The organism is Sutcliffiella horikoshii, from assembly GCF_021991925.1.
Lineage (GTDB): Bacteria > Bacillota > Bacilli > Bacillales > Bacillaceae_I > Sutcliffiella_A > Sutcliffiella_A horikoshii_F.
Map to the genome: position 1 here is coordinate 209,920 of NZ_RXZI01000006.1, position 19,137 is coordinate 229,056.

Genomic DNA, 19,137 nt, shown 5'->3' on the forward strand with positions numbered 1-19,137 from the left:
GTTTTGGTTTTATAATAAATGTAGGAAAAGGGATGGGAAAGAGCACTCTTTTCCTTCATTTATTTTTACATAGAGCGGAGTGGAAGATGTAGTGAAATTAATTATTGCCGAGAAGCCAGATCAAGGATTGAAGCTTGCTGCTCCATTTTCCTTCAAAAAAAAGGATGGATACGTAGAAATCCCCCCTCAACCGATGTTCCCCAAAGGCGCCTTATTGACTTGGGCGGTAGGACATTTATGTGAACTCTTATCTCCGGAAGAATACGATAAAGCATGGAAAAGATGGTCCCTGCAAACTCTCCCAATCATACCCGAACGTTTCCAACACAAAGTTACGAAATCCAAATGGAAGCAATTCCAAACAGTGAAAAAATTAGTACACCATCCTGAAGTATCAGAAGTCATTATGGCAGGTGATGCAGAGAGGGAAGGAGAAGCAATCATTCGGATCATCCTTCTTGTCAGCAATTGTCATAAGCCTTTAAAACGCCTATGGATATCTTCTCTGACACCAAAAGCGGTACAAAAAGGATTCGAAAACCTTCTAGAGGAACATCAAACCAGGAATGTTTATTACGAAGCTTTAAGCAGATCATGTGCGGACTGGTTAGTAGGAATGAATGCTTCAAGGGCTTATACTTTGCTTTTACAACAGAAAGGAATTTCTGATGTATTTTCCACTGGAAGAGTACAGACCCCAACCCTTGCTTTAATAGTAAAAAGGGAGTTGGATATAGAGAACTTTCAATCAAAACCGTTCTGGGAGGTGCTGGCAACCTTCCAGATGAATGGAAAAATGTATAACGGAAAATGGCATAAGGACGAGGAGTCGAGACTGGATGATCCAAATTTAGCAGAAAAGATTGTACAGTTCTGTAATGGGAAAGAGGCGAAAATTGACACACTTGATAAGGAACGCAAAGAATTTCAACCTCCCTACCTTTTTAATCTTTCTTCCTTACAGGCAACAGCCAACAGCATGTATAAATTTTCCCCACAAAAAACACTTGAAATAGCTCAAAAGCTATATGTTAAGGGGATTATTTCCTATCCGCGCTCTGATTCAAGCTTTGTAACGAAAGAAGAGGCAAGCATGTTTCCGGATACCCTTAAGAAACTGAGTACATTTGATGCTTTCAAGGAATATTTTCCTCTTCCCTTTGCGTCTGTCATGGATAACAAACGAGTGGTAAATGAGAAGAAAGTAACCGATCACTATGCCATTATACCCACCGAGCAGGTGAAGGACCCTTCTAAATTGTCACCAGACGAAGAGAAAATTTACACGCTTATAGCAAAGCGCCTTATTGCGGCTCACTATGATAAAGCAATATTTGACTACACCACTATCAATACCTTAGTGGATGGGCGTGCCACATTTCTTTCCAAAGGCAAAGAAGAGGTGCAGGCTGGGTGGAGGGCCGTCATTTATGGAAACAAAAAAGACAAAGCAACAGATGAAGAGGATCAGGATCTCCCTTCCCTGGAAAAAGGAGAAACAGGCAATGTCCATGATGTGAAAGTAAAAGAAGGAAAGACCCAACCACCTAAACGCTACACCGAAGGTCAATTGATAACTGTGATGAAGACAGCAGGCAAGCATTTGGAGGATGGGGAGTTAACGAAAGTACTCAACAAAACGGAAGGTCTTGGCACAGAAGCGACTCGTGCTGGAATTATCGGGGTGCTAAAAGATAGGAAGTATATCGAAGTAAAACGAAATCAGGTTTTTGCTACCAATAAAGGTAAGCTACTAATCCAATCTATTGGGTCAAGTATTCTAGCAAGTCCGGAAATGACTGCCAAATGGGAGCAACGGCTTCATGAAATAGGGGAGGGGAAGGCGTCCCCCGAAGAATTTATGGAGCAGGCCAAAAAACTCTCGATAAAATTAATAGAGGATGCTAAAACGCAAAGCGAGCAATGGTCATTTGAGGGGATGGACATCAGCGAGTTTAAATATGCTAAAGGAAAGCGCCGAGGACGTGGTTCTACCGGAATGGGAACCAAAGTCGGTGCCTGTAAAAAATGTGATGGAGATGTCGTGGACAAAGGGTCTTTTTATGGATGTTCCAATTACAAATCTAATAATTGCAATTTCACTATATCCAAAAAGATACTGGGAAAAACAATCTCCGTAGCAAATGCGAAAAAGCTGTTAACGGAAGGGAAATCTGCTGAGATAAAAGGGTTTAAAAAAGGGGATAAAGTTTTTAATGCATCCCTTGAGTGGAAAGGGGAAAAGATTCAATTTGTTTTTTAAAGGCTCTGTTAAAGCATACTGTTGATTTTTCAGCTACCTAGCTGTTGATTGGAGCAATAGGCGAAGACTCCTTGAACTCCCCTAGGAAAGCGAAGCCTGGTGCGGAAATCATCAGCGGTATCTAACAGATCCATTTTAAATAGTGCTTGGGTCGAGTGTAAAATGCTCGGCCTATTTTTTTTACATATAAGGGAATAGTAGTAGGGAAAGACCAGGAGAGGAGGGGTATGCTTGCAGGAAGCAATACGATTACATAACGTACAGTATGAAACAGAAGACATACATATTTTAAAAGGAATAACAGGCACCATTATCGAGGGGGAAATCACTACTTTTGTCGGACCGTCTGGTGCCGGCAAAACAACCTTACTTAAGATGCTTAACGGTCTTCTTTCTCCCACTTCAGGTGAAATCTTTGTAAATGGAAAAAAGATTAATCAGTATGAACCGACAGAACTTCGACGCCTGGTTGGTCTTGCCTTACAAAGTGCACCGATGGTCGACGGAAATGTATATGATAATCTTACCTTGCCATTGCGTCTTCAGAATGACTCCTTGTCGGAAGAAGAAGCGAAAACTATCTTAAAAGTTGTAGGTCTTGGAACCGACCAACTATATCAGAATGTGAAGGATCTATCGGGAGGTCAAAGGCAGAAGGTGTCCATCGCAAGAACATTAGTAAATCGACCAAAGGTATTGCTATTGGATGAAATAACGGCATCTTTAGATCAAGTATCACAAAAAGAAATCAATGAATTGATTCAGAGGGTAAGTGAGAAATACGGTACAACTATTGTGTGGATCACTCATAACTTGAAACAGGCTCTGACAGTGGGAAATTACACGTGGTTTTTAATGAATGGACAACTGTTGGAAGCGGGAAAAAGCCATGAAATTGAAAATTCCCGAAATGAAAAAGTGCAAGCATTTCTTAGGGGGGAGTTGGAATGAACGCCCTTACTCTTTCGATAGCACTTGTATTTGTCCTCATACCTATTGTACTTTCCAAATCCTTCCGACTGGATTTGGAGAAGGATACTATAATCGCGGTTGTAAGATCAGTGATACAACTCTTTATCGTCGGTTATCTGCTTACATTCGTTTTTGAATCGGGTGGATATTTCTTTATTACGTTAATGGTTATCATCATGATTGTTGCTGCCGTTCAGAATGTTGCCAGAAAAAAGACTCCGATTAAAGGGATTACTTGGAAAGTGGCTGCAACCTTCATTTTTATTGAAATCTTGACCCAAGGAATTTTAATCGGATTCCAAATCACGCCTCCAACCGCCCAATATATCATTCCGATCAGCGGCATGATCATCGGGAATTCCATGGTACTAGGAATCTTATTTTTAAATAGATTTATCTCTGAGGTAGAAGCAAGAGAGGATGAAATAGATTTGATACTTTCTCTTGGTGGAACAACCAAACAGGCCATCCATACACAACTTATTCGGGCAATCAAAGCAAGCATGATTCCCACTATAGAAAGTCAAAAAACAATCGGGCTTGTCCAGCTTCCGGGAATGATGAGCGGACAAATCATTGCTGGTGCAAGTCCTATTCAAGCGGTGCAGTTTCAGTTGCTCATACTGTTTTTACTTTTGACGACGGCTTCTGTAACAAGCATTATGCTTGGATTCCTCTCCTATCCCACCTTGTTTAATGAGAGAAAGCAGCTTATAAGGATGAGGTAATGAAGCTTAATATAAAAAAGCCATTGATTCTGATGGCTTTTCAGTGTGTAGACAATGAAAAATTCATAGCAGTTTTTAAGTTGATCATAGTGGAAGGCGCGCAGACCCCCGCGGGAGGAAGGGACAGGGAAGACCCCGCAGGGCGTAAGCCCGAGGAGGCTTCCGGACCGCCCACAGGAAAGCGAAGCGCCTGCAACGAAGATCAAACTATTCCAACAGTTACCTAACTATTTTATAGTTTGTCAACAGTCTGAAAAGCCATCATTTCTGATGGCTTTTCTTATTGATATACATTAACTCCCGGTACTTGTAAAAGCCCGGATCCCTCTATTCCAGAACCAATACGCTATGATAAATGAAAGAATGGCAATGGCAGGAGTGAGGAGAGGCATCGTTATCATTGAATCTTTTTCGAAAAAATAGGTTGCTGGATAATAAGCAGTGAATCCGTATGGAATTAGCCAGGTAATGATCAAGGTGACAACTTTTGGGTAGATGGTTAAAGGATATCGGGCAAATTCACTTAATTGAAATACAGAGACTACAATAGGAAGACTATCCACCATCCAAAAGGAAAAAGTAATGAAAAAGAGGTTGATGGCTACGAACAGAATTCCACTTGAAATGATGAAAACAAATAATAAAAGTAAACTTTTTATCGTCCACTCGATCTCCAGGTTCACGCTAGCAATTGTCAGGACAATTCCTCCGATGATCAATTGTCCGAATCCGTCTTGCTGAACTCTTTCGGCCACTATTTGAAAAAGGGGATTGACTGGCCGCAATAATAGCCTGTCAAAGTTACCCGACCTGATATATTGCCATCCGAGCGTCCATAAATTATCAAAGAATATATGATGAATGGAACGTCCTAAAAATGCGATTGCATAAATGAATAGAATCTCATAATAGGTCCACCCTTTAAGAACCTCTATATGATCAAATACTATTTTCAAGAAGAAAAGAGCGGTAAATTGTTGGACCATAACAGAGAACAATCCAATGAAAAAGTCTGCTTTGTATTCCATCATTGCTTTTAAATGGTTGCTAAAGTATTTTCCGTATAAGAACGAATATCTTTTACACTTTTTCAACATAGGGCTACCCTCCAAACACGGTCACTTTTTTTACTGCTTGTGCCCAGACGATACGTACGATGATAAATAAGATTCCAAGCCAAAATAATTGGGTAAAAAAAGCGATAAGCGCTTCAGTACCCATTGGAATTTGCCCTGTATAGATGGCTACAGGAACAAAGATCATGGACTGGAAGGGGAGATAGCTACTAATTTCCTGGAACCAACCAGGGAAAAGGGTGAGAGGGATAAGTGCCCCCGAAAAAAACTTGACGATGGCTTCTCGCAATACCCGTAATCCCCATACATTGACCGTCCAGAATGCCAGTACTCCAATGATCAAGTCAATTTGCGTCCCAATTAAGATACCTACTAACATGCTTCCAAAAAATAATGCCGCACTCTGCCAGGAAAGAGGCGCTTGAATCCCCATAAATAGAATGGCTACCAAAAAAATTGGTATGGTTGTACGGACAAAACTGTTTGCTTTGGAACCCAGGTCCATAAAAATCAATTTGGTTAAATAATCATATGGTTTCAGTAATTCCAAAGCGATATCGCCATTTTTTATATTTCTAGCCATTTCATTTCCAGCGCCGGATACATAGTTTTCTAGCATCATGGCAATGACAACATAGGTTATCATGGATTCGAAAGAAATGGAGGAGATTTCCGTTCGATTATGGAATACCGCCACCCAAAAAAAGTACATGATGACTAGTCGGAGCAATGTAGAGACGACATCAGCCCAGTACCAGGCGAGGTAAGCTGTCTCGACTTTAATTTGAGACTTTAACAGCTCCAAGTACTTCCGCATGTTCTGGCCCCCGTTCGTAAATTTCCTGAACCACTTTTTCAATCCCAAGCTCTGTTATGGTAAAGTCTAGAACTGGATAGTCTTTCATCACTTCCTTGATGATTTCACTTCCAGTAATGATAGTGCTGTTAAAATGGAGCAAAAAATGATTTTCTCCCTCGGGTTCTTCGAGGTGAACTGCCATCTGTAAAGAAGAAGGAAGAATGAAATTCTTAGTGGAATCTATCTCTAATTTGATGGTTCGGTTAAATCTAGTTTGCTGTTTTAGAGCAAGAAGGCTTCCGTCATAAATAACACTTCCTTTGTCGATTATGAGGATGCGATGACATAGCTCTTCAATATCTTGCATATCATGCGTGGTTAGAATAATGGTAGTTTGATGTACTCGGTTCATGTGCTTAATGAATTGCCGAATTTTCACTTTTACCGAAGCGTCCAAACCAATGGTCGGTTCATCCAAGTACACAACGGAAGGATTGTGCAGAAAGGCTGCAGCAAGCTCACAGCGCATTTTTTGTCCTAGTGAGAGCTGTCTTACCGGGATGGGTAAAAGCGCTTCCAAATCTAACACTTCTTTAAATTTCGCAAGATTTTCTTCATAGATATCTTGCGGAACTTCGTAGATATGTTTTAATAGTTCAAGAGATTCCTGCACTGGAATATCCCAAAAAAGCTGGGTCCGTTGACCAAAGACGGCACCGATGCTTTTGGCGTTTTTGGTTCTTTCCATATATGGAGTAATACCATTGACTGTCACAGAACCCTCATCAGGTGTGAGTATCCCACTAATCATTTTGATGGTGGTGGATTTACCCGCTCCGTTAGATCCTATATAACCTACAATCTCACCTTTAGGTATGGTGAAACTAATATCATTTACTGCTGTCTTCTTCACGTATTTCCGTTTGAATAATGCTTTTATCGCACCAGTCAAACCCGGCTCTCTTTCAAACAAACGGTAATGCTTGCTGATGTTATTTACTTCAATCATCTTCTCGACCTCCTGGACTTTCCAAATGAAAGCACTGACAAATGAATATTATATACACTATTCACAGAAGATGGAAGAATTTTCTTTGAAAGAAAGAAAAAAGATAGATCCAAATGAGATCTACCCTTTGTTTCTTCTATTAAGTTCCGTTTCCATTAATCTCGCTATTTCTTTTGAGTCATAATGATTCTGTTTCTTTAGTTGTTCAATGACTCTTTCTTTACGCACGTTTGTATGATGTTGGTTCAACTTCCATTTACCTTCTAATTTCTCCACTTGCATTTTTAATCCTACGATTCCGCTTAACATACTATCCACGGTTACCTCATGTTCCTCTAATTTCCAGGGCTTATCAAACCCTTTCTCATAGAAATCTGTCGCTTCTTTTAATATAGTTTTAAGCGAATTCTCATCTTGGACTATCTCCATTTTTCCGTGAACATGAGCACTTATATAGTTCCAAGTTGAAACAGTATTTTTCTCTTCATACCAAGAAGCAGAAACATAAGCATGCGGCCCTGTGAAAACGGCTAACCCGCTTTGTGAGTCCAATGATCTCCACTGAGGATTTGCCTTTGCCATATGAGATAGTAGAGTGATGGTCCCATCGTCTTTAGTAGATACTATGAATGGCAAATGTGTGGCAGTGGGCATCCCTTCATGTTGTGAGAATAATACGCCAAAGCTATGTGATCGAATAAACTCAATGATCTCAGCAGAGTCTTCCTTTCTGAATTGTTTTGGTATATACATGATGTAGGCTCCTTTTACAGAATTATTTTTCACTTACAGAAAATTATAAAGGATTATCGGAGCTAAGTGTAGGGGTGTTAGTGGTAAATCATCAAGTATCAGGCATAAAGAAAGCTGTCCAAAATACGTTAAGCTTGGACAGCTCCCAGGGGGGGATATTATATGTCAGTTTTGTCTTTCTGATCTTTGTTTCGCTTATTGCCTTTGCTATTATCTCCAGGAACTTTCTCGCTTCCGCCTGTAAAGCTACTTGTAGGACTGTTTTGGTTTCGGCTTCCGCCTTTGTTATATTTCTTTGTCATGGTGTTTGTCTCCTTTTGATAGTTTAGAACATCGGTAAGTTATCCAAGTTGTTGGTGGGATCTCCGTCGGCGTTACCTCGGATATACATTTCGCCGTCCTTGCCTTTAAATACATTTGCTCCAATGACCACACCTTGATTTACATCGTTCAATGCTTCTTGATAGGAGAGGACTCTTCCGGTGGATGTCTTGAAACCTGTGATGTCTCCATCCCCATTTTTCTGTACTGCCACAAATGTTTCGCTCAAAGTTAATCCTCCTTTCTCTATACGGTTGTAGCGTTTCCTTGTAAAATAAAATTATTCGGGGGTGTATAAGATGAAAGCATTCGATTGGAAGGTAGAAACGGAAAAAGCATGGAATGAACGTGCTGATTTTTGGCATGAAAATAGTGAAAATATGTGGCTGCACGGGAGCAGGAAGACCATTGTACCGTTCATCAAACAAAGGCTTGTGGAGGGTTCACATATTTTAGACGCTGGATGTGGGGATGGATTTGGGTCTCTTTTATTAGCGGAGAACGGGTTTCACGTAACTGGTATAGACATATCAGAGAAAATGATTGAACGTGCAAAGGAAAAAAGGGTACATAAGCATGTTGCTTTTCAAAAAGGAGATCTAACGGCACTGCATATGGAGAATGCCTCCATGGATGCCATCATGGCTATCAACTCCATTGAATGGGTAGAACATCCTTTAATGGTGATGGAAGAGTTTCATAAGGTTTTAAAATCAAAAGGCAAGTTGTTTCTAGGGTTGCTTGGACCTACAGCAGGTCCCAGGGGAAACAGCTTTCCAAGACTATATAATCAAAAAGCCATCTGCAATACGATGATGCCTTGGGAGTTTGAACAGCTTGCACAGGAAAATGGTTGGGAACTTTTGGACGGAATGCCCGTATATAAGGAAGAAGCAAAAAAGCTGGACACGACGAACTTACCACGAATCTTGAAGCAATCCTTAACATTTATGTGGGTGTTCATGCTACAGAAAAAATAAAGGAGCGATTTGTCTATGTCTAAATATTCTATTCAACAATTTATCCAAAAGAGCAAACAGGAGGATAAAGGAGAGGGTTTGTTTGAACTGGAAACGGAAAGAATACTTGAAATAAACCTTAACGGTGATATTTGGGCAAAGATGGGTTCGATGATTTCCTATGAAGGCTCTATAAAGTTTCAGCGGGAAGGGATTCTTGAGCACGGGTTAGGGAAACTTATGAAAAAGGCATTTACCGGTGAAGGGTCCCAGCTGATGAAAGCATCTGGAAAGGGCAAATTATACGTTGCAGATCAAGGGAAGAAAATAACCATACTTGATCTAGAAGGGGATAGCATATTTATCAATGGAAACGATCTTCTTGCATTTGAACAGGGGTTGGAATGGGATATCAAATTGATGAGAAAAGTGGCCGGCATGATGGCTGGAGGATTATTCAATGTTAGATTAGAAGGACAAGGAATGGTGGCCTTTACCTCCCACTATGAGCCGCTTACCCTAATGGTGTATCCAGGACAGCCTGTCTATACTGACCCGAATGCTACTGTAGCGTGGTCGGGCAATCTTCAGCCTGAATTTGTCACAGATGTGCAGTTAAAGACCTTCTTTGGTAGAGGGAGTGGGGAGTCCATCCAAATGAAATTTGCCGGCAGTGGCTTTGTAGTCGTTCAGCCATTTGAGGAAGTGTACACCACAAGTGAATAAAGCTTTAGTCACTTGACAGGAAAATCCTTTTCATAAACACTCTCCTGTAGTAAGCTAGATGTTTAATCAAATGTTATTAATTATGGATCCCCATATACAGGAGTGAAGGCAATGAGTGGAGCAAAGAGCAAGGGTGGAGGAACAGGCCGAGGCACTGGTAAGAAGGGTTGGAGCCGCTGGCAGAAAGCAGCTAATAAAGCTAAAAGCAACAAGCCTTATAAAAGTAAGGGAGCAAAAGGCAAGGGCGGCAGTGCTTCGGAATGATAAGAAGGAACAAAAAGCTTGGGAGCACAAATATCAGCTCCCAAGCTTTTTATTTACAGTCTTAGTGGTTGCTATATTCGATTGAATAATCCTATCACTTTCCAATAAAACATCTTCCACAATTTTTTTATGTGATTGTGGTTGGTGTAAACTTTTGAGTGATGTGCTTATGCTCATTTGCCACTCTCTATTCTCCAGTAAAGAGTGTATGGTATCTATTAAATCTTCCTGATTTCGGACAGTAAGGGCAGCCCCTTTTTCGTTGAAAAACAGTGCATTCTCTCTTTCCTGACCAGGTACAGGTTTATATAGGATGAGAGGGGTTCCAATAGCGGTCGCTTCAGTAAGGGTAATTCCGCCTGGCTTTGAAACCATTACACTTGCCAGCCTATAAAGTTCGTCTATTCTTTCCACATAGCCATAGGAATGGAACCTCTCTGTATCTTTCTCTACCAGGGGAACCAACTCCCTCCGTAAAGAAAGATTATTTCCACACACTACTGCTATTTGATATTCTGTTTTTTGAAGAAGTGTTTCACAAGTTTCCTTTATGTTCTTTAGAACTCCTTGGGCTCCTGCGAGAAAGAGGATAAGTTTTTTTTCAGATGGGATACGGTATTTTTTGAATAAAAGCTTCTGGTCCTCTACTTCTGAAAATACAGGGCGGATGGGAATCCCACTGACAACTACTTTGGATTCTACAACGCCTTCTGATAATATTTTCGACTTTAAGTCATTGGTGGAAACATAGTAGCGATCTACATCATCATGAAGCCAAAGTCTGTGAAGGCAATAGTCGGTAATTACATGGAAGGTTGGAATGATGATACCAGTTCGTCTTCTAAATTCAGGGACCGCATTTATCGGAAAAGTATTGATCAATATATCGGGACTTTCTGATTGGATAAGAGAAGTTAATCGTTTGAATCCATAATTATAATACCAGCGAAGCAATTTCTTATGTTGCATTCTATCCGTTCCATAATAGAAAAGTTTGTAGAATTGCTTTCCAAAGGTAAAACTCTTCTTATATAGCTTTTCTGTCAGTTCAGAAAAGAAAGGATGAGATTCGGCATAAAGATTACAAATATTGACATTTTCAAAACCTCTGTTCAAACACTCTCGGTAAAGGGAATTCGCAACCTGCAAATGACCATTTCCATAAGAAGCAGTCAATATGATAATCCTAGGGTTTTTCTTATCCATCTTTAACCTCCTCACAACGCTTCAATGGTCTCAAGCTACCGCTATCTCCTATATGAATCGAGTACCTTTAGCTCCCATACAAGTGCTTATGAATTTTCTAAAAGCCTAAGTAAATGATAGCAACTGTTTGTTGACGGAAAATTAAAGTTTTTCAAAATATATGTTAAGGTTTTATGAATTTTTCTAGATATAGAGCAAGGTGATGAGCAGTACCAACCCATAATTTTTCCGAAAAGTGGTACAATAATAACGTTGTTTAGGCTTAATTTTAGAGAGGTCATTAATTATAAACGGGGGAATGTACGATGAAGCATACCAATACTGCCGTACTTAGCGATATTGAGATTGCACAGCAAGCATCTATGAAAAAAATTATGGACATAGCTAGTCTGCTTGATATTGAAGAAGATGAAATAGAGCTTTATGGAAAATATAAAGCAAAACTATCGCTTGATATCACCAAACGTTTACATACAAAACAGAACGGGAAAGTCATTTTGGTTACGGCCATCAACCCGACTCCTGCAGGGGAAGGGAAATCTACGGTTACAGTAGGACTCGGTCAGGCACTGAATAAACTTGGCAAAAAGGCATTGATTGCGATGCGTGAACCTTCCCTTGGGCCAACGATGGGCATGAAAGGCGGCGCAACAGGCGGAGGCTACTCACAGGTGCTTCCAATGGAAGATATCAACCTTCATTTTACAGGCGATATTCATGCCATCACAACTGCCAACAATGCCCTCGCGGCGATGATAGATAACCACATCCACCAAGGAAATAACCTGCAGATTGACACGCGAAGAATTACTTGGAAACGAGTGCTCGATCTAAACGACCGTGCCTTACGTAAAGTTGTGATTGGTATGGGAGGACCTTCACAAGGTGTTCCTCGTGAGGATGGTTTTGATATTACCGTTGCATCAGAAATCATGGCAGTGTTCTGCTTGGCAAAGGATTTAAGTGATTTAAAAGAAAGGCTGGCAAGAATCGTCATTGGATATGATGTTTCTAAAAAACCGGTTACTGTAAAAGATTTAAATGTAGAAGGTGCATTAACATTGCTCCTCAAGGATGCCTGCATGCCAAACCTTGTACAGACTATGGAACATACACCTGCGATAATCCATGGTGGGCCGTTTGCCAATATTGCACATGGCTGCAACAGTGTTATTGCCACTCAAATGGCGGCAAAGCTAGGTGATTATGTGGTAACGGAAGCAGGATTTGGAGCAGACCTTGGAGCGGAGAAGTTTTTGCATATCAAAACGCCTGCACTTGGATTTAATCCAGAAGTAGTGGTGATTGTGGCAACTATTCGAGCAATCAAAATGCATGGTGGGATGTCAAAGGATCAGCTGAAAGAAGAAAATCTTGAAGCTTTGACTCAAGGAATTGAAAATGTGAAAAAACATGTGGAAACTGTAGAGAAATTCGGTCTCCCTTATGTTATCGCGTTGAATGAATTTATTACCGATACAGAAGCTGAAATTGACTTTGTGCGACAGTGGTGCGAGAAAAACCAGATACCAATGGCACTGACCCAAGTATGGGAAAAGGGCGGGGATGGTGGAGTGGATCTTGCAACGATAGTTCTAGAGCAAATTGAAAAGAAGCAATCAAATTTTACACCTCTTTATAAATCGGACGACCCACTCGAACAGAAGTTAGAATCGATTGTGAAACATGTCTATGGTGCTTCAGGTGTTGACCTGTTGCCTGCTGCTCAGAAACAGCTTCAACAGATTGTGGGAGAAGGATGGGGGCATCTGCCTGTGTGTATGGCAAAGACACAATACTCTTTGAGTGATGATGCAAAAAAGCTTGGTAGACCAGAAAATTTCACCATCACCATAAGGGAACTGAAGCCATCCGTAGGGGCTGGATTCATTGTCGCATTGACAGGGAATATCATGACCATGCCGGGTCTTCCAAAGCAGCCTGCAGCACTTAATATGGATGTAGACGTGGATGGAAAAGCAGTAGGTCTTTTCTGATGTTCGATCCAACTGTCTTTGATAATTTGAAAGTGGTTATAGAGGGTGATTTATACGATTTGGACCTTGAAGGAAAGATTCAAATCGTTGACCGGAAGGATAGGATTGATCTTGCGACGATGTCTCGTTCCTTCAGTATGGAAATTACGTTGGATGGGTCAGTATTCGGAGAGATTACCCTTTCTTCAGATATAGAGAATATCTCGGGAGAATTACTCCGCCTTAATGAAAAACCTGGTTGCCGAGTAAAGCTGAATTTTAGGAAAACAGCTCGTCCAGAAGCCGATATCGAGACGGAAGTATGGAACTGGAGAGGGCTTCTATCCCAAATATGGGGAGAAAGAGAAATTTGTTTTTTTTCTACAATTAATCATGATAAAAAGGAAGAAATTAAATTAACAGCGGAAGTCGGTTTTTCTAGGCTTATCCTCGAGGAGAATATCGATGACTTAAGAGATATGCTGACATATATGGTCAAAAGTCTTAGATGAAGCATATCCAACATAGACAGCACTCATACCCTTGATTCATAATGGCTATAGGCCCCAGGGGGAAAGCGAAGCTCTGTGTGGAAATCAACAGGGGTGCATTATAAAACCCTAATAAGAAGAGGTGAAGAAATTGATGACTGTTTATGACTTTTCTGCTACGGACATCAGAGGTAAGGAGGTCCCATTATCCGAATATAGAGGATATGTCCTGCTTATTGTCAATACAGCTAGCAAATGTGGTTTCACTCCACAATTTGAAGAACTAGAGGATCTCTATAAGGAGTATAAGGATAAACAATTCATGGTACTTGGTTTCCCGTGTAATCAGTTTGGTAATCAAGAACCGGGAAAGGAAGAAGAAATAAGTGAATTTTGTCAATTGAATTATGGGGTTTCCTTTCCGATGTTTTCAAAGGTGGATGTGAATGGGGACGACACCCATCCGCTGTTTGAATATTTGAAAGAAAATGCTAAGGGATTATTAGGCTCAAAAGCTGTGAAGTGGAACTTCACGAAGTTTCTTGTTGATAGAAACGGCGAAGTGGTAGAACGCTTTGCTTCCGCAACCTCTCCTTCAAAAATGAAAAATGATATTGAAAAGTTACTATAATAAATTTAACTTATATTCTTAGGTTCAAAAGAATAACTATGACTTATAAAACCTATTATAAAAGAAAACCCTTTTCTTAAATTTAGAGAAGGGTTTTTTTATATTATTATCGAATTAATAACAATATCACTATTCAGAGAAAGGAGTAAACCTTTGAAAGTAATTGATGCTCATATCCACTTTTCAACCATAAAAAGCTTTCAGGATACAGCTGATAACATCTCCTGCCTTTCTTATTCATACGATGGACTCCTGAAAGAATGGGAGCAACAGGAGGTGGTAGGTGCTGTCGCGATGGGTGTAACAGAAACAGAGCCCTTAGGGTTTCCAGACCATCGTAGCGAAACACCAATGGGTCTTGATCTTGCTTCTTCCATACCATCGAATATGGGATACTGTCCAGGAATTAACCCATATAAAATGGAAGAGGGGAATCTTAGGGAACTTGAAAGAGAAATTCAAAAATCGAATGTAGTGGGATTGAAGATTTATCTGGGGTATTACCCTTTTTACGCCTACGATGAACTATACAAACCGGTGTACCTATTGGCAGAGAAATATCAATTACCGGTGGTATTTCATACAGGGGATACATATTCAGAAAGAGGATTGTTGAAGTATGCACATCCATTGACGCTTGATGAGGTGGCTGTAGCTAATAGAGATGTCACTTTTGTCATGGCACATTTCGGTGACCCATGGGTACTGGATGGTGCAGAGGTTGTGTATAAAAACAAAAACATGTATGCGGACCTCTCTGGGTTAATTGTCGGCACGCAACGGGAAATTAATCGCTACAAGCAAACAAGGTTCCTACAACATTTATTGCATGCTCTAGACTATTGCGATCACTATGAGAAACTGATGTTTGGGACAGATTGGCCACTAATATCTGTAGATAACTATATTCACTTCATCAAAGGGATCATACCTGAAGATTTTCATCAGGCAGTGTTTTATGATACTGCATTAAAGGTATATCCTAGATTGGGAGCATTATTATCAGAATAGTACAATAAAATAGGGATAAAGATAGAAAGAACGGGGGAGTTTTTAATGGAGAAAATAGCTTGGGTTACAGATAGTACGGCATATTTGGACGAGGTATTAAAGAATCACCCAGATGTATATAGCATTCCGATGGTGGTGTATTTTGAAGAGGAAGAATATCTTGATGGGGTTACCTTATCCTTAGAGGATTTCTATACAAAATTGGAGGCAAGCAATACGCCGCCCAAAACCTCCCAACCTTCTGTAGGGGCATTCGTGGAGTTGTACACCAAGTTGGCAGAATCCTATGATCGCATCATTTCAGTTCACCTCTCCAGTCATCTAAGCGGTACCGTTTCGTCTAGTACACAGGCAGGGGAACTTGTAGAAATTCCTGTTCATACAGTAGATTCGAAAGTCATTTCTTTTCCACTGTCTGCCATGGTAAAGAAGGGGATAAAGGCTCAGGAGGAAGGTAAGACATATGAGGAGATACTGGACTACCTCCATGATCTGGCAACAAAATGTGATATCTATGTGCTTATTGGCAGCCTCGAACAACTACACCGCAGCGGTAGGATGTCTGGGGTGCAAAAATTATTGGGTAGCCTTCTCCAGATTAAACCGATCATTCGTATCGAAAATGGGAAGCTGGATGTTGCTGAAAAAGTACGCACACATAAGAAAGCATTGTCCAAGATTGTGGATTTTCTGGACGAGGCTCATGCCCAAGCAACCATCAAAGAATTGTTTGTTTTACATGGTACCAACATGGAAGATGCGGATGGTCTTGTTGCTAGTCTCAGGGAAAAGTATCCAGATATCCCGATTAACCCATTCCCTTTATCCACTGCAATTGCCGTACATGCCGGAGTGAATACGATAGGGATTGCGTGGTATAACGAATAAAGGCTCATCGGTACTGCAAAACATATTGAACTTCACTGTCATTTAAGGGATATGCCCCAATAAGTGTATAGCCGATACTAATATATCTTGAAAGAGTTTCAGCGCAAGTTGCTGCAGCAGGTTCGGATGGGGCATGATCACTCTTAAATAATGCTAAAGTGTCGCCTGTTTGGTAATTGCAACGAATGAGTACAATATGAGTTCCGAACCAAGCTGTGCCAATTTGTGAATTGTACGTACGAGGATAGTACATTTTCTCTCCTCCTAATAGCTGATGTGCATCCTTCTGGCATGATAGCCAGAACTTGCCATCGGCTTTTTGTTGTCTACATGAGCCTGTATTTGTATTTTATGTGGATTGGAAACACTATGTTACGGAGAGGAAATGCCCTGTATTGCGAAATGGTATGGTTATCTTCTCACTCATGGTAAAATAAGAAGGAATTAAACGAAAAGGGTGTAACTTTTGTGATACATAAAGTAGAGAAATACGTAGAATCAATATTCAAGAATGATACAACCGGACATGATTGGTACCATATACAAAGAGTCAGAAGACTTGCCTTACAAATTGGAAAAGTGGAACAAGCAAACCTATTGATGGTAGAAATCATTGCACTACTGCATGATGTACTTGACGATAAGTTGACTAATGACAAAATAAAGTCAAAAGAAGAAATAGCTGAACTACTGGCGGAACTCCCTTTAACGAAATTACATATTGATGAAATTCTACATACGATAGAAAACATCGGCTTCAAAGGCGGTAACGGAATCGTTTTGGAAACGCTTGAGGGGAAGGTGGTACAGGATGCCGATAGATTGGATGCACTAGGTGCCATTGGTACTGCCCGTACATTCATGTATTCCGGTGCGAAAGGTCAAGCGATGTATGATCCGGAAATAGAAGTAAGAAGCGAGATGACCTATGATCAATACCGAAAAGAAAAATCAACGGCCATCAACCACTTTCATGAGAAGCTATTTCTTTTGAAGAGTACGCTTCAAACGGAAGAAGCGAAAAGAATTGCCGATGAGCGCCATGCATTCATGAAACAATTCGTTGATCAATTTATGAAAGAATGGAATGAGATATAATCGTATGAAAATGTTAATTGGAGAAAGTCTGTCAAAGACATATGTAGAGAAAGTGTTATTGGATAAAGCTAATTTCAGTATCCAGGAAAAAGAGCGGGTCGGCTTGATCGGGGTCAATGGGACAGGTAAGTCAACTTTATTAAAAATCATTGCCGGACTAGAATCCGCTGATGGTGGTTCCATTACCACATCTAATGACTACACCATCGGATTTCTCTCCCAGCAACCTGCACTTGAAGAGTCTAATACTGTGATGGAGCAAATCTTTAGTAAAGAATCACAAACAAACAACATCATTATGAAATATGAGAACTGTCTAATGCAGGTGCAGGAAAACCCCATGGATGAAAAGTTGCATGGGCGCCTCGCGAATCTGCAATCTCAGATGGATCAGTTTCAAGCGTGGGATGCCAGCGCAAATGCTAAGGCAATTCTCAATAAACTGGGTATTACCGAAGTCAACCAAAGAATCGAAAGTTTATCAGGCGGCCAGAAAAAGCGGGTTGCACTTGCTCAGACATTAGTAGAAGCTGCCGACCTGCTAATTCTTGATGAACCTACCAACCACCTTGATTTTGAAGCGATTGAATGGCTGGAGGATTATTTAGGTAAGTATCAGGGAGCGGTACTGCTCGTCACCCATGACCGTTATTTCTTGGACAAGGTCACGAATAAGATATTCGAACTACATAATGGTGCTATTTATACCTACTCTGGTAATTATGGAGACTATTTAGAGGCAAAAGCGATACGACAGGAAGAGCAACTAAAAACGGAGGCAAAACAAAAAAGCCTCTATCGCCAAGAGCTCGAATGGATGAGAAAAGGTGCCAAAGCAAGAACAACGAAACAAAAAGCAAGAATTAAACGCTTTGAGGAGCTTGATGAAAAGGTAGCTTCTACCTCTTCAACCGGCGAATTGGAACTTCTAACAGGCTCTTCCCGCTTAGGGAAAAAGGTAATGGAGCTTGAAGAAGTGTCCCTACAGTACGGGAAAAAGGTGATATTTGAAAAAGTGAATCTTCTGATCAAGCAAAAGGACCGAATTGGTATTGTTGGTCCCAACGGAGTAGGAAAATCTAGCCTGTTAAACATTTTGGCACAAAAGCTCACTCCTACAAGCGGTAGGGTAGATATAGGTTTGACGGTTAAGCTTGGTTATTACACCCAGGAACAGCAAGATATGAACTTGGACCAAAGAATGATCGAGTATGTGAAAGAAGAAGCGGAAGTCATTAAGGGAGAAGATGGTCAGCATATCAGTGCCTCTCAACTCTTAGAAAGATTTCTATTTCCCCCGCACTCCCATGGTACACCGATAAGAAAGCTTTCTGGCGGTGAGCGAAAAAGGCTCTATCTCTTAAGAATCCTTATGTCACAACCAAACGTTCTGCTCCTGGATGAACCGACCAACGACCTCGATACAGAAACGTTGACCATTCTAGAAGCATATTTGGACGAGTTCCCAGGAGTGGTTATCACTGTATCCCATGACCGTTATTTCCTTGATAAAGTAGTGGAGGAGCTGGTCATCCTTGAAGGAAATGGGGACATAAAAAGAATCTTTGGTGAATACACAGACTATGTGCAGGAACAGCAACAGAAACGAAAAGAAGAGAAACAGGTGGAAACAGCAAAGAAGGAAGCACAATCTTCAACCCGTCAAAAGCAGAAGACATTGAAGCTCTCTTACCAGGAACAGAAAGATTGGGATACGATTGAAGAAAAAATCATGACCCTTGAAGAGAAGCTTGAGAATATAGAAACAGAAATTACTAAAGCAGGAAGTGACTATGAAATAGTAAGCAAGTGGCTTGCTGAGCAGGAAGAGACGAATCGACAGTTAGAAGTGGCCATGAACAGATGGGAAGAGCTGTCTGAAAAAATGGAGAAAATTAAAGAGCAATCTTAAGCTACAGACGTGTAGTGTGTGGAAGCGTATGCTACCATGGTAGAAAGAAAATAT

General features: G+C 40.6%; 22 protein-coding genes. 14 read left to right on the forward strand and 8 right to left on the reverse strand.

What is annotated here, in order from left to right:
- Window positions 1-91: 91 nt before the first annotated feature.
- The 4 genes from EKQ44_RS16090 (at window position 92) to EKQ44_RS16105 (ending at window position 4,190) form a co-directional block, all read left to right on the forward strand.
- Complete coding sequence (locus EKQ44_RS16090) at window positions 92-2,263, forward strand: DNA topoisomerase III (protein WP_237664557.1); 2,172 nt, start codon at window positions 92-94, stop codon at window positions 2,261-2,263.
- A gap of 231 nt (window positions 2,264-2,494) precedes the next feature.
- A complete protein-coding gene (locus EKQ44_RS16095; RefSeq protein ID WP_237664558.1) occupies window positions 2,495-3,214 on the forward strand; it encodes an ABC transporter ATP-binding protein in 720 nt (239 codons plus the stop codon).
- Window positions 3,211-3,963 (forward strand): ABC transporter permease, encoded by a 753-nt coding sequence (locus EKQ44_RS16100; RefSeq protein ID WP_237664559.1) that lies wholly within the window; start codon window positions 3,211-3,213, stop codon window positions 3,961-3,963. Before EKQ44_RS16095 ends, EKQ44_RS16100 begins: the two co-directional genes overlap by 4 nt.
- Complete coding sequence (locus tag EKQ44_RS16105; RefSeq protein ID WP_237664560.1) at window positions 3,963-4,190, forward strand: hypothetical protein; 228 nt, start codon at window positions 3,963-3,965, stop codon at window positions 4,188-4,190. The genes EKQ44_RS16100 and EKQ44_RS16105 overlap by 1 nt, the downstream gene beginning before the upstream one ends.
- Before the next feature lie 66 nt (window positions 4,191-4,256).
- Here the strand turns inward: EKQ44_RS16105 and EKQ44_RS16110 are convergent, their stop codons facing one another.
- From EKQ44_RS16110 to EKQ44_RS16135, 6 genes are all read right to left on the reverse strand, one after another.
- Window positions 4,257-5,060, reverse strand: coding sequence for an ABC transporter permease (locus tag EKQ44_RS16110; protein WP_237664561.1), 804 nt, complete (start codon window positions 5,058-5,060; stop codon window positions 4,257-4,259).
- A 4-nt stretch (window positions 5,061-5,064) separates the two neighbouring features.
- Window positions 5,065-5,856 (reverse strand): ABC transporter permease, encoded by a 792-nt coding sequence (locus EKQ44_RS16115; protein WP_237664562.1) that lies wholly within the window; start codon window positions 5,854-5,856, stop codon window positions 5,065-5,067.
- Window positions 5,819-6,847, reverse strand: a complete 1,029-nt coding sequence (locus EKQ44_RS16120) for an ABC transporter ATP-binding protein (RefSeq protein ID WP_237664563.1) — start codon at window positions 6,845-6,847, stop codon at window positions 5,819-5,821. Before EKQ44_RS16120 ends, EKQ44_RS16115 begins: the two co-directional genes overlap by 38 nt.
- A 120-nt stretch (window positions 6,848-6,967) precedes the next feature.
- Entirely contained in the window at window positions 6,968-7,600 is a 633-nt protein-coding gene (locus EKQ44_RS16125; RefSeq protein ID WP_237664564.1) for an FMN-binding negative transcriptional regulator, read from the reverse strand.
- Between the two features lie 158 nt (window positions 7,601-7,758).
- On the reverse strand, window positions 7,759-7,902 hold the full coding sequence (locus EKQ44_RS16130) for a hypothetical protein (protein ID WP_237664565.1): 144 nt from the start codon (window positions 7,900-7,902) through the stop codon (window positions 7,759-7,761).
- 23 nt (window positions 7,903-7,925) lie between these two features.
- Entirely contained in the window at window positions 7,926-8,150 is a 225-nt protein-coding gene (locus EKQ44_RS16135) for a DUF3892 domain-containing protein (RefSeq protein ID WP_082153463.1), read from the reverse strand.
- A 70-nt stretch (window positions 8,151-8,220) separates the two neighbouring features.
- Between EKQ44_RS16135 and EKQ44_RS16140 the strand changes: the two genes are divergently transcribed.
- From EKQ44_RS16140 to EKQ44_RS16150, 3 genes are all read left to right on the forward strand, one after another.
- Complete coding sequence (locus EKQ44_RS16140) at window positions 8,221-8,901, forward strand: class I SAM-dependent methyltransferase (protein WP_237664566.1); 681 nt, start codon at window positions 8,221-8,223, stop codon at window positions 8,899-8,901.
- 15 nt (window positions 8,902-8,916) lie between these two features.
- Window positions 8,917-9,606, forward strand: a complete 690-nt coding sequence (locus tag EKQ44_RS16145; protein ID WP_237664567.1) for an AIM24 family protein — start codon at window positions 8,917-8,919, stop codon at window positions 9,604-9,606.
- Between the two features lie 111 nt (window positions 9,607-9,717).
- Entirely contained in the window at window positions 9,718-9,870 is a 153-nt protein-coding gene (locus tag EKQ44_RS16150) for a DUF3934 family protein (protein WP_237664568.1), read from the forward strand.
- Between the two features lie 33 nt (window positions 9,871-9,903).
- Here the strand turns inward: EKQ44_RS16150 and EKQ44_RS16155 are convergent, their stop codons facing one another.
- Window positions 9,904-11,076 (reverse strand): diglucosyl diacylglycerol synthase, encoded by a 1,173-nt coding sequence (locus tag EKQ44_RS16155; RefSeq protein ID WP_237664569.1) that lies wholly within the window; start codon window positions 11,074-11,076, stop codon window positions 9,904-9,906.
- Window positions 11,077-11,381: 305 nt separating this feature from the next.
- Between EKQ44_RS16155 and EKQ44_RS16160 the strand changes: the two genes are divergently transcribed.
- The 5 genes from EKQ44_RS16160 (at window position 11,382) to EKQ44_RS16180 (ending at window position 16,073) form a co-directional block, all read left to right on the forward strand.
- Entirely contained in the window at window positions 11,382-13,073 is a 1,692-nt protein-coding gene (locus EKQ44_RS16160; protein ID WP_237664570.1) for a formate--tetrahydrofolate ligase, read from the forward strand.
- Complete coding sequence (locus EKQ44_RS16165; protein WP_237664571.1) at window positions 13,073-13,564, forward strand: hypothetical protein; 492 nt, start codon at window positions 13,073-13,075, stop codon at window positions 13,562-13,564. Before EKQ44_RS16160 ends, EKQ44_RS16165 begins: the two co-directional genes overlap by 1 nt.
- Before the next feature lie 133 nt (window positions 13,565-13,697).
- Window positions 13,698-14,174, forward strand: a complete 477-nt coding sequence (locus EKQ44_RS16170) for a glutathione peroxidase (RefSeq protein ID WP_237664599.1) — start codon at window positions 13,698-13,700, stop codon at window positions 14,172-14,174.
- Between the two features lie 153 nt (window positions 14,175-14,327).
- Window positions 14,328-15,185, forward strand: coding sequence for an amidohydrolase family protein (locus tag EKQ44_RS16175; RefSeq protein ID WP_237664572.1), 858 nt, complete (start codon window positions 14,328-14,330; stop codon window positions 15,183-15,185).
- Between the two features lie 45 nt (window positions 15,186-15,230).
- Window positions 15,231-16,073: a DegV family protein gene (locus EKQ44_RS16180; RefSeq protein ID WP_237664573.1), complete on the forward strand. Its 843-nt coding sequence runs from the start codon at window positions 15,231-15,233 to the stop codon at window positions 16,071-16,073.
- A 4-nt stretch (window positions 16,074-16,077) separates the two neighbouring features.
- Here EKQ44_RS16180 and EKQ44_RS16185 read toward each other — a convergent pair whose 3' ends face one another.
- On the reverse strand, window positions 16,078-16,326 hold the full coding sequence (locus EKQ44_RS16185; protein ID WP_237664574.1) for a hypothetical protein: 249 nt from the start codon (window positions 16,324-16,326) through the stop codon (window positions 16,078-16,080).
- Window positions 16,327-16,541: 215 nt separating this feature from the next.
- On the opposite strand from EKQ44_RS16185, the gene EKQ44_RS16190 reads away from it, so the two are divergent.
- Window positions 16,542-17,171 carry an HD domain-containing protein gene (locus EKQ44_RS16190; protein WP_237664575.1) on the forward strand — a complete coding sequence of 210 codons (630 nt, stop codon included), beginning with the start codon at window positions 16,542-16,544 and terminating at the stop codon, window positions 17,169-17,171.
- Between the two features lie 4 nt (window positions 17,172-17,175).
- A complete protein-coding gene (locus EKQ44_RS16195) occupies window positions 17,176-19,083 on the forward strand; it encodes an ABC-F family ATP-binding cassette domain-containing protein (protein WP_237664576.1) in 1,908 nt (635 codons plus the stop codon).
- Window positions 19,084-19,137: the final 54 nt, after the last annotated feature.

Coding starts and splice junctions, on each gene's coding strand:
- EKQ44_RS16100 (WP_237664559.1), top strand. CDS start 3,211: ATGAACGCCCTTACTCTTTCGATAGCACTTGTATTTGTCCTCATACCT.
- EKQ44_RS16105 (WP_237664560.1), top strand. CDS start 3,963: ATGAAGCTTAATATAAAAAAGCCATTGATTCTGATGGCTTTTCAGTGT.
- EKQ44_RS16110 (WP_237664561.1), bottom strand. CDS start 5,060: ATGTTGAAAAAGTGTAAAAGATATTCGTTCTTATACGGAAAATACTTT.
- EKQ44_RS16115 (WP_237664562.1), bottom strand. CDS start 5,856: ATGCGGAAGTACTTGGAGCTGTTAAAGTCTCAAATTAAAGTCGAGACA.
- EKQ44_RS16120 (WP_237664563.1), bottom strand. CDS start 6,847: ATGATTGAAGTAAATAACATCAGCAAGCATTACCGTTTGTTTGAAAGA.
- EKQ44_RS16125 (WP_237664564.1), bottom strand. CDS start 7,600: ATGTATATACCAAAACAATTCAGAAAGGAAGACTCTGCTGAGATCATT.
- EKQ44_RS16130 (WP_237664565.1), bottom strand. CDS start 7,902: ATGACAAAGAAATATAACAAAGGCGGAAGCCGAAACCAAAACAGTCCT.
- EKQ44_RS16140 (WP_237664566.1), top strand. CDS start 8,221: ATGAAAGCATTCGATTGGAAGGTAGAAACGGAAAAAGCATGGAATGAA.
- EKQ44_RS16145 (WP_237664567.1), top strand. CDS start 8,917: ATGTCTAAATATTCTATTCAACAATTTATCCAAAAGAGCAAACAGGAG.
- EKQ44_RS16150 (WP_237664568.1), top strand. CDS start 9,718: ATGAGTGGAGCAAAGAGCAAGGGTGGAGGAACAGGCCGAGGCACTGGT.
- EKQ44_RS16155 (WP_237664569.1), bottom strand. CDS start 11,076: ATGGATAAGAAAAACCCTAGGATTATCATATTGACTGCTTCTTATGGA.
- EKQ44_RS16160 (WP_237664570.1), top strand. CDS start 11,382: ATGAAGCATACCAATACTGCCGTACTTAGCGATATTGAGATTGCACAG.
- EKQ44_RS16165 (WP_237664571.1), top strand. CDS start 13,073: ATGTTCGATCCAACTGTCTTTGATAATTTGAAAGTGGTTATAGAGGGT.
- EKQ44_RS16170 (WP_237664599.1), top strand. CDS start 13,698: ATGACTGTTTATGACTTTTCTGCTACGGACATCAGAGGTAAGGAGGTC.
- EKQ44_RS16180 (WP_237664573.1), top strand. CDS start 15,231: ATGGAGAAAATAGCTTGGGTTACAGATAGTACGGCATATTTGGACGAG.
- EKQ44_RS16185 (WP_237664574.1), bottom strand. CDS start 16,326: ATGTACTATCCTCGTACGTACAATTCACAAATTGGCACAGCTTGGTTC.
- EKQ44_RS16195 (WP_237664576.1), top strand. CDS start 17,176: ATGAAAATGTTAATTGGAGAAAGTCTGTCAAAGACATATGTAGAGAAA.